This is a genomic window from Streptomyces sp. NPDC052036, from assembly GCF_040680495.1.
GTDB lineage: Bacteria > Actinomycetota > Actinomycetes > Streptomycetales > Streptomycetaceae > Streptomyces.
The window spans coordinates 57,059-66,055 of sequence record NZ_JBFAWW010000044.1; the positions used below are offsets into that span (position 1 = coordinate 57,059).

Annotated in this window: 1 protein-coding gene; it reads left to right on the plus strand. The window is 74.7% G+C overall.

Features of this window, described 5'->3' with window-relative positions; translation table 11 throughout:
- Nucleotides 1-13: 13 nt before the first annotated feature.
- On the plus strand, nt 14-8,997 hold an 8,984-nt coding region (locus AB0L95_RS36225), incomplete at its 3' end, for an SDR family NAD(P)-dependent oxidoreductase (protein WP_365169627.1).

Sequence of the window (8,997 nt, forward strand, 5' to 3'; positions counted from 1 at the left end):
TAACGTCGGTGCCGTGGCCGTAGACATGCATGAGGAACACCGTCCCCTGGAGCCCGTGGCCGTCGTCGGAATCGCGTGCCGGTTGCCCGGTGCGGCCGGCCCCGACGCGTTCTGGCAGTTGCTGCGCGCCGGCCGCACCTCGATCACCGAGGCGCCCGCCGACCGGTGGCGCGACGCCTCCGTGCGCCTGCGCCGGGGCGGCTTCCTCGACCGGGTCGAGGAGTTCGACGCCGACTTCTTCGGCGTCACGCCGCGCGAGGCAGCCGCCATGGACCCCCAGCAGCGCCTTGCCCTCGAACTGGGCTGGGAGTCCCTGGAGAACGCGGGCATCGTGCCGGACCGCGTACGCGGCACCCGGCTCGGCGTCTTCCTCGGTGCGATCGCCGACGACTATGCCCGGCTCACGGCGAACGCCGGCCCGGACGCCGTCTCGCCACACACCCTGGCCGGGCTCAACCGCGGTCTGATCGCCAATCGGCTGTCCTATCTGCTCGGTGCGCGCGGCGCCAGCATGACCGTCGACACCGGCCAGTCGTCGTCCCTGGTCGCCGTCCATCTGGCCTGCGAGAGCCTGCGGTCGGGGGAGTCCGACGTCGCGCTCGCCGGCGGTGTGCAGCTCAACCTCACCGGCGCCGCGACCGTCGGCGTCGAACGGTTCGGCGGCCTCTCCCCGGACGGCGAGTGCTGGACCTTCGACGCCCGCGCCAACGGCTATGTCCGCGGTGAGGGCGGCGCGGTGGTGGTGCTCAAACCACTGCGCCGGGCCCTGCTCGACGGCGACGAGATCTGGTGCCTGATCCGCGGCGGCGCCGTCAACAACGACGGCGGGGGCCCGGACCTGACCACCCCGGACCCGGACGCACAGCGCGAGGTGATCGAGGCGGCGTACCACCGGGCCGGCGTCGACCCGGCGGCCGTCCAGTACGTCGAGTTGCACGGTACCGGCACCCGCGTGGGCGACCCGGTCGAGGCGCAGGCGCTCGGGGCGGCCCTCGGCCGGTCACGGCCCGCCGACCGGCCCCTGCTCGTCGGCTCGGTGAAGACCAACGTGGGCCATCTGGAGGCCGCCGCCGGTATCACCGGCCTGCTCAAGGTGGTGCTCGCCCTCCGGGCCGGCGAACTGCCCGCGAGCCTCAACTACCGTAGCCCGAACCCGCGTATCCGGATGGACGAGTGGCGACTGCAGGTGCAGGACCGGCTGGGCCCGTGGCCCCGGAGGGACGCGCCCTTCGTCGCCGGGGTCAGCTCGTTCGGTATGGGCGGCACCAACTGCCACCTGGTCCTGGAGAGCGCCCCGGCACCGGCGGTCGAGGATGCCGCCCCTGGACCGTCCGTCGAGGACGCCGCCCCGGCATCGTCCGCCGCGGTTCTCGCCCCGGCACCGTCCGTCGAGGACGCCGCCCCGGGCGGTCATACGCTGCCACTGCCGTACGCGGTGTCCGGCCGCGACAAGGCAGCCCTGCGTGCCCAGGCCCGCCGCCTCGCCCGGTGGCTGCGCGACCGGCCGCAGGAGCGACCGGCCGACCTCGCGGCGTCCCTCCTGACCACGCGCACCGCCTTTCCCGCGCGCGCCGTGGTAGTGGCCGACGACCACGACACCCTGCTCACCCGCCTCGAAGCGCTGGGCGAGGGGGCCCCGGGAGCCTGGACCGTCGAGGGCGAGCCCGGCACCGGTGACGTCGCGGTTCTGTTCACCGGCCAGGGCGCCCAGCGGCTCGGGATGGGACGCGGACTGTACTCTGCCCACCCCGTCTTCGCGGCCGCCTTCGACGAGGTGTGCGCGCACTTCGACTCGATGCTGGACCGGCCGCTGCGTGATGTGCTGTGGGCCGAACCCGGCTCGCCCGGCGCCGACTTGGTGCACCGGACCGAGTACGCCCAGCCCGGTCTGTTCGCCGTCGAGGTCGCGCTCCACCGGTTTGTCACCGGTCTCGGCGTGCGACCCGCGCTGCTGCTCGGTCACTCCATCGGCGAGCTGGCGGCCGCACATGTCGCCGGGGTGCTGACGCTGCCGGATGCCTGCACCCTGGTCGCCGCGCGCGGCCGGCTGATGCAGGCACTGCCCGAGGGCGGTGCGATGGCGGCCGTCGAGGCGGGCGAGGACGAGGTCCGGGAGCTGCTCGCCGGACTGGAGGACCGGGTGGGCATCGCCGCGGTCAACGGACCGCGCGCCGTGGTGATCTCCGGTGACGCCGACGTCGTCGACGAACTCGCCGACCGGTGGCGCGCCGCAGGCCGCCGTACCCGCCGACTGCGGGTCAGCCATGCGTTCCACTCGCACCGGATGACCGGGATGCTGGACGAGTTCAGGACGGTCGCCCAGTCCTTGTCCTACGCGCCTCCCCGACTGGCCGTCGTCTCCAACCTCACCGGCGACATCGCCACCGCGGCCGAGCTGTGCGATCCGGAGTACTGGGTGCGGCACGTGCGTGACTGCGTCCGGTTCCTCGACGGCGTAAGCCGCCTGGACGCCGCAGGGGTCACCACCTACCTGGAGCTCGGTCCGGACGCGGTACTCGCCGCTGCGGCCAGGTCCGGTGTTCCGGACGGCCGCCGGTTCCTCAGCACCATGCGCTCCGACCGTTCCGAGCCCGCGACGGTGGTGGAGGCCCTGGCGGGCCTGCACGTGGCCGGCGCCGAGGTGGACCTGGCGGGGTTGATCGGCGGCGGAGGCCGGGTCGCCCTGCCCACCTACGCGTTCCAGCGCCGCAGGCACTGGCTGCCCGACGGGACCTCCGCCACGCCGCCGCCCGCACCGGTCGCGATCGGCCCCTCGGCCGTCACCTCCGTCGTGGTCCCGTCGGACGAGGAGCCCTCGGCCGAGAACCCGGCGGACGTGGACCCGCTGGATCTGGTGCGGCGGCACACCGCCGCCGTCCTCGGTTCCGACACACCCGGCGAGATCCCGGCCGATCGGGCCTTCCGCGATCTCGGCCTCACCTCGGCCACCGCCGTGGAACTGTGCGCCCGACTGGCCGCCGAGACCGGCCGCAGTCTGCCGGACACCCTGGTCTTCGACCACCCCACCCCCGGTCGGCTCGCCGAGTATCTGCGGTCCGGCACGGACGTGACCGACGAGGTGCCCGAGGCCGCGCCCGATGCCGCCGACGACCCCATCGCGATCGTCGGCATGGCCTGCCGCTTCCCCGGCGGCGTGCGCACCCCGGAGGACCTGTGGCGGATCGTGGCCGACGGCGTCGACGCGATCGGCGCGTTTCCGTCCGACCGCGGCTGGGACGTCGACCGCCTCTACGATCCCGACCCGGAGCGCCGGGGCTCCTCGTACGTCCGCGAGGGCGGCTTCCTGACCGATGTGGCCGGTTTCGACGCCGCGTTCTTCGGCATCAGCCCCCGCGAGGCCGCCGCGCTGGACCCGCAGCAGCGGCTGCTGCTGGAGACGTCGTGGGAGTGCCTGGAACGCTCGGGCATCGCCCCGGACTCGGTGCGCGACAGCGACACCGGTGTGTTCGTCGGCACCACGTTCCAGGAGTACGGCCCTCGGATGGGCGAACCGAGCGACGGCTCGGACGGCTACCTCTACACCGGCACCACCCCGAGCGTCGCCTCCGGGCGGATCGCCTACGTCCTGGGACTGCGCGGCCCGGCCGTCACCGTGGACACCGCCTGTTCGGCATCGCTCGTGGCCATGCACTCGGCGGCGCGCGCACTGCGCGGCGGCGAATGCTCGCTAGCGCTCGCGGGCGGAGTGACCGTCATGCCGACCCCGGGTGTGTTCGCGGAACTGAGCCGGCTCGGCGGGCTGTCCCCGAACGGCCGGTCGAAGGCGTTCGCGGCGGTCGCCGACGGTACCGGCTGGGCCGAGGGCGCCGGCATGCTGTTGCTGGAACGGCTCTCCGACGCGCGCCGCCACGGCCACCCCGTGCTCGCCGTGATCCGCGGGTCGGCGACGAACTCCGACGGCGCCTCCAACGGGCTCACCGCGCCCAACGGTTCAGCACAGCGCCGGGTCATCCGCCGGGCCCTGCACGCGGCCGGGCTGACGGGCGCCGACGTCGACGCGATCGAGGCGCACGGCACCGGCACCCGGCTGGGCGACCCGATAGAGGCGCGGGCGCTGCTCGCGACGTACGGCCAGGACCGCCCCGGCGACCGACCGCTGTGGCTCGGCTCGGTCAAGTCGAACATCGGGCACACCCAGTCCGCCGCCGGCGTGGCCGGCGTGATCAAGATGGTCATGGCGATGCGGTACGACGTGCTGCCGCGCACCCTGCACATCGACGAGCCGACCCCCAGCGTCGACTGGAGCTCGGGCACGGTCCGCCTGCTGACCGAGGCGGTCGACTGGCCGCGCACCGACGGCAGGCCGCGACGAGCGGGTGTGTCCTCGTTCGGCATCAGCGGTACCAACGCCCATCTGATCCTGGAGGAGGCGCCCCCGCGGGCCGACGCGGAGCCGCCCCGGGCCCCGGCCGGTCCGGTGGCCTGGCCGCTGTCGGCCAAGACCCCGGACGCGCTGCGCGAACAGGCCGCACGGTTGCGAGAACACCTGGACGCGAAGCCGGAACCCGCCCCCGCCGACGTGGCGTTCTCCCTGGTCCACGGGCGCGCCGCGCTGCGGCAGCGCGCCGTCGTCGTGGCCGCCGACCGCGCGCGCTTCGCCGACGCCCTCGGCGCGCTGGCGGCCGGCACACCGACCCCGGCTGCCGTGCAGGGCACCGCCGAGGACCCCGGCCGCGTCGCCTTCGTCTTCCCCGGACACGGCGCGCAGTGGCCGGGCATGGTCACCGCCCTCTACGAGCAGGCCCCGGCGTTCGCCGCCCGGCTGCACGAGTGTGCGGAGGCGATCGACCACCTCGTCGACTGGTCCCTGCTCGACACCGTGCTCGGCCGACCGGGCGCTGCCGACTGGGAACGCACCGATGTGGCCCAGCCGGTGAACTTCTCCGTGATGGTGTCCCTCGCCGCCCTGTGGCAGGCGCACGGAGTGCGGCCCGCGGCGGTCATCGGACACTCGCAGGGCGAACTGGCCGCCGCCTGCGTCGCCGGGGCGCTGACCCTGCGGGACGCCGCGACGATCGTGGTGCGCCGCAGCCGCCTGTTCGCCGACGCGTTGCCCGGCCGCGGGATGATGGCCGCGGTCGAACTCTCCGCCGCCGACGTACGTCGCCGCATCGCCGAGCGGAATGCCCCGATCGACCTCGCTGTCGTCAACGGCCCGGTCGCGGTCACCGTCGCCGGGGAACCGGACGAGATCGAACGCTTCGTCACCGACTGCAAGACCGACGGCATCCGCGCCCGCGTCGTGGTACGCGCCGGCGCCTCGCACTGCGCCCTGGTCGATCCGCTGCGCGAGCCCCTGCACGATCTGCTCTCCGGGATCGTCCACCGGCAGCCGCGGACCCCGTTCTACTCCACGGTGACCGGGGGAGTGCTCGACGCCGGCGACCTCGACGACGGCTACTGGTTCCGCAACGCCCGTGAGCCGGTGGACTTCCAGGCCGCGGTGCTCACCCTGCTCGGCGACGGCCACGGCGCGTTCGTCGAGTGCAGCTCGCACCCGCTGCTCCTGTCCGCGCTGCTGGACACCGCGGACGAGGCCGGCCACCACCCGGCGGCGGTGGGCACGTTGCGCCGCGACGAGGGCGGCCGGGAACGCTTCCTTCGCTCGCTCGCCGAGGCCCACGTCCGAGGCGTCCCCGTGGACTGGGACGCGACGCTCGACGGCAGCGGCGCCCGCCGGGTCGACCTGCCCACGTACCCCTTCCAGCGGCGCCGGCACTGGCTGGCGTCCGCGACCGGCCCGGCCGATGTCGCGGCGGCGGGGCTCGCCCCGGCCGACCACCCGCTGCTCGGCGCGGTCCTCACCGCGGTCGACGAGGACCAGGTCGTGCTGACCGGACGGCTGTCGCCGCGCGCACCCGCCTGGCTCGTGGATCATGCGGTGGGCGGCACCGCGCTGATGCCCGGCACCGGCTTCGTCGAGATGGCGCTCCGGGCCGGCGACGAGGTCGGCTGCGCCCGCATCGAGGAGCTGACCATCGAACGGCCGCTCCTGGTGCCCGAAGGCACCACGGCACAACTGCGGGTCACCGTCGACGCGCCCGACACCGAGGGCACACGACAGATCGTCGTGTACGCCCGTCCCGCGACCGACGCAGACGCGCCCTGGACACGGCATGCCGCCGGATCGCTGTCGAGGGACACCACCACCGTCACGGCGGCACCTGCCGCCTGGCCGCCGCCCGGCGCCGAGCCGGTCGACGTGACCGCGTTCTATGCGGACCGGGAGGCCGACGGGTACGGGTACGGTCCCGCGTTCCGGGGTCTGCGCGCCGCCTGGCGCCGAGGCGACGAGATGTACGCCGAGGTGGCCCTCGACGAGGTCCACCACACCGATGCCCGCCGCTACGCCGTGCACCCCGCACTGCTGGACGCGGCACTCCACGCCGAGCTGTTGCGCACCCCCGGTGCCGGGGCGGGACGGCTGCGGTTGCCGTTCGCCTGGTCCGGCGTGTCCGTGCCGGCGGCCGGGGCCACCGCCTTGCGGGTGCACGTCGCCCCGGCGGGAGGCGACGCGGTGAGCACGACCGCGACCGACCCCGCCGGCGCCCCCGTCGCGAGCATCGCATCACTGCTGCTCCGGCCGGTCTCCGCGGCGGACTTGACCGCCGGACCCGCAGGCGGCGGCGAACTGTTCGGACTCGACTGGCAGCGGCTGCCGGCCGGGACGGCCGCCGACACCGAACTCATGCTGCTGGCCGTGGCATCGGCCGACGAGGACACGGCGCCGCTCGCCCACGCCACGGCGGCCCGTGTCCTGGAATCCCTGCACACCTGGCTCGCCGAGGAGCACTCCCCGTCGGCCCGGCTGGTCGTGCTCACCCGCGGCGCCGTCGCGGTCCGCCACGACGGCGAGGTCACCGACGCGGCCCAGGGCACGGTCTGGGGCCTGGTGCGGTCCGCGCAGGCGGAACACCCGGACCGGTTCCTGCTGCTGGACGCCGACACCACCGCTGACGAGGCCGCCGTCCGGCACGCTGCCGCGCTCGCCGCAGCGGCCGGCGAGGGGCAGGCCGCCCTCCGCGACGGCGACATCCTCGTACCGCGGCTGGTCCGAGCGGCCGGCACCGTCGGCACCGTGCTCGACCCGGACGGCACGGTCCTCGTTACCGGCGGTCTCGGCGCCCTCGGCGGCGATCTGGCCCGCCACCTCGTCGCCACCGGGGCCCGGCATCTGATCCTCACCGGGCGCCGGGGCGCGGACACCCCCGGCGCCGCCGAGCTGACCGCCGAACTCGCCGCGGCGGGCGCCGACGTCAGCGTCCGTGCCTGCGACGTGGCCGACCGCACCCAACTCGCCGCGCTGCTCGCCGACATCGCGCCGGAGCACCCGCTGACCGGCGTCTTCCACCTGGCGGGCGCGATCGACGACGGCCCGCTGGAGGAGATGACCCCCGAGCGCCTGAACGCGGTCCTGCGCCCCAAGGTCGACGGCGCGGTCCACCTGGACGAGCTGACCCGTGACCTGCCGCTGTCGGCGTTCGTGCTGTTCTCCTCCGCGGTGGGCGTGCTCGGCACCTCGGCCCAGTCGGCGTACGCCGCCGCGAACACCTTCCTGGACGCCCTCGCGCACCGCCGACGCGCCCAGGGACTGCCGGGACTGTCACTGGCATGGGGCCTGTGGGAGCGCACCAGCGGACTGGGCAGCCTCGCCGAGGCCGACATCGCGCGGCTGCGCCGCACCGGCCTGGCCCCGATGTCCACCGCGGACGGCCTGGCGTTGTTCACCGCGGCACTCGGCGGCGAGCGGTCCCTGCTGCTGCCCGCCCACCTCGACCTCACGGCGCTGCGCCGCCGGGCACGGGAGAACGACCTTCCCCCGCTGCTGCGCGGACTCGTCCGCACACCGGTCCGTGCCGCCGCAGGCGCGGCCGTCGCGCAGAACGGGCTGGCCGCACGGCTGGCCGGGCTGTCCCGGCCGGACCAGGACCGGCATCTGCTGGACCTGGTCCTCGCCCACGCGGCAACCGCCCTCGGCCACGACGCGGCGGACCGGGACTCGATCCCCACGGACCGCGCGTTCCGCGAGTCCGGCTTCGACTCGCTCACCGTGGTGGACCTGCGCAACCGGCTGCGGGCCACGACCGGCCTGGCGCTGCCCGCCACCGTACTGTTCGACTACCCGACCCCCGCCGCCCTCGCCGCCCATCTGCGCGACCGCGTCCTCGGTGGCACCGCCTCCCCGGTGACTCGGACACCGGTGGCCGGGGAATCACCAGCCGCTGACGACGACCCGATCGCCATCGTCGCGATGGCCGGCCGCTTCCCCGGTGAGGTGGCCGACCCGGAGGCCCTGTGGCGTCTCGTCGCCGACGAGGCCGACGCGATCGGTGACTTCCCCGGTGACCGCGGCTGGGACACCGCCCGCCTGTTCGACCCGGACCCGTCCGCGACCGGCCGCTCGGCCACCCGCCACGGCGGATTCCTGTACGACGCCGGGGAGTTCGACGCCGCCCTGTTCGGCATCAGCCCCCGCGAGGCCCTCGCCATGGACCCCCAGCAGCGGCTGCTCCTCGAAGTCGCGTGGGAGACATGGGAACGCGCCGGCATCCCGATGTCCGACGTCCGGGAGAGCCGCACCGGTGTGTTCATGGGCGTCGCCTACCACGACTACGCCGCCCGTGCCGAGTCCCTTCCCGAAGGAGTGGAGGGCTATCTGATGACCGGCGGTGCGGGCAGTGTGGCCTCCGGCCGGATCGCGTACACGTTCGGGCTGCACGGTCCGGCGATCACCGTGGACACCGCCTGCTCCTCGTCGCTGGTCGCCCTGCACCTGGCGGTCCGTGCGCTGCGGAACGGCGAATGCGCGATGGCACTCGCCGGTGGAGTCAGCGTGATGGCCACCCCGACCACGTTCGTCGAGTTCTCCCGTCAGCAGGGTCTGGCGGCGGACGGGCGGTGCAAGTCGTTCGGTGCGGGCGCGGACGGCACCGGCTGGTCGGAGGGCGTCGGGATGGTGCTGGTGGAACGGTTGTC